At 71.7% G+C, this 1,389-nt stretch carries 2 protein-coding genes and 1 pseudogene; 2 read left to right on the top strand and 1 reads right to left on the bottom strand.

Translation table 11 applies throughout. The annotated features are described in order from the left end of the window. Together IEZ12_RS20080 and IEZ12_RS20075 are read left to right on the top strand one after the other, a co-directional pair. Positions 1 to 198: hypothetical protein (locus tag IEZ12_RS20080; protein WP_189273283.1), on the top strand; the 198-nt coding region annotated here is incomplete at its 5' end. Between the two features lie 145 nt (positions 199 to 343). Then, complete coding sequence (locus IEZ12_RS20075) at positions 344 to 787, top strand: iron chaperone (protein ID WP_189273281.1); 444 nt, start codon at positions 344 to 346, stop codon at positions 785 to 787. Positions 788 to 799: 12 nt separating this feature from the next. On the opposite strand, the pseudogene IEZ12_RS38765 reads toward IEZ12_RS20075, so the two are convergent. Beyond that, positions 800 to 1,389, bottom strand: a pseudogene (locus IEZ12_RS38765) (hypothetical protein); the annotation flags it as partial.

Below are 1,389 nucleotides of genomic sequence, written 5' to 3'. Positions count from 1 at the left end.
GACGCGATCCGCCTCTCCCGCCGCACCCTCGCCACCATCAAGGGCAACCTGTTCTGGGCCTTCGCCTACAACGTGGCAGCCCTGCCGCTCGCCGCGACCGGCCTGCTCAACCCGATGATCGCGGGAGCAGCGATGGCCTTCTCCTCGGTCTTCGTGGTCGGCAACAGCCTGCGGCTGCGGACCTTCAAGGCCCGCTGAGCATCGAAGAGAAGTCCGGTCCGGGGAGGTCTCCCGGGCCGGACTTCGGCGTGTGCGGGACCGATCAGTTTCCGAGAAGCCGTGGCGGCGGCCGCGTTCCTACGATGAAGAACGTCACGAGGGAACAGGAACGGGAGAGTCGGTCATGGCGGAGAAGCACGAGGGTTTCACGGCGGACGAGCGCGCGGCGATGAAGGAGCGCGCCAAGGAGCTGAAGGCGGAGACCAAGCGGGCGTCGGCCGCCGCGAAGGCCGCCGAGGCGGAGCGGGACCTGCTGGAGAAGATCGCCGAGATGCCGCCCGAGGACCGGCTGCTGGCGGAGCGCTTCCACGCGATCGTCACCGAGGTCGCGCCGGAGCTGGCCCCGAAGACCTGGTACGGCATGCCCGCGTACAACAACAAGGACGGCAAGCCGGTGTGCTTCTTCCAGAGCGCCGCCAAGTTCAAGTCCCGGTACGCGACCATCGGCTTCAGCGACCAGGCGCGCCTCGACGACGGCGACCTGTGGCCGACCTCCTACGCGGTCGCCGAGCTGGGCGAGGCCGAGTCGGCGCGCATCGCCGAGTTGGTGAAGCGCGCCGTCGGCTGAACCCGCGCGTTCTCAGTTCGAGTAGGCGCGCAGGGTGAGCAGGGCGGAGAGGGTGACGCCCGGGCGGGCCTCGTGCTCGGTGGACTCCGACCAGCGCGCCCAGTTGATCGGCCAGCCGCCGTCGGGGAGTTGGGCGGACAGCAGGTGGAGCAGGCCGCGTTCCAGCTCGGCGTCGGAGAACCAGGCGCGGGCCAGGCTGTCCGGGCGGGGCGCGAAGTCGTGCGGCAGGTGGTACTCGCGGGGTGCGTACCCGGGGGCGAGCCGGACCTGCTCCGGATGGGCCGGATCCAGCAGCACCAGCTGCTGACGGCGCACCAGTTCGCCGAGCCGGGCGGCCTGTTCGGTCGCCCAGGCGCGGTCCGGCGAGGCGTCCAGGACGCCGACGGCGGTGAACACCTCGTACGGATGGGTGGTGTCGATCGCCTCGACGGCGCGGCGGCAGAACTCGTGGGCGCCCGCCAGCCAGGCGTGCTCGACGCCGTGGCGCAGCAGCGGGGCGGCGATCTGGCCGGTGGAGAGCAGCTCGGCCGGCGGGTCGTCGGCGATCGGGATGAACGGCGGGTGCGGGTAGCCGCGCAGGCTGGGCAGCACGGCGGGCACGC

The sequence above is a fragment of the Kitasatospora griseola genome (assembly GCF_014648555.1).
Taxonomy (GTDB): domain Bacteria; phylum Actinomycetota; class Actinomycetes; order Streptomycetales; family Streptomycetaceae; genus Kitasatospora; species Kitasatospora griseola.
This window is presented reverse-complemented; position numbering and strand designations above follow the sequence as displayed.

What these genes read in the sequence shown, in the direction of transcription:
- IEZ12_RS20075 (WP_189273281.1), top strand. Translation starts at nt 344, where the DNA reads ATGGCGGAGAAGCACGAGGGTTTCACGGCGGACGAGCGCGCGGCGATG.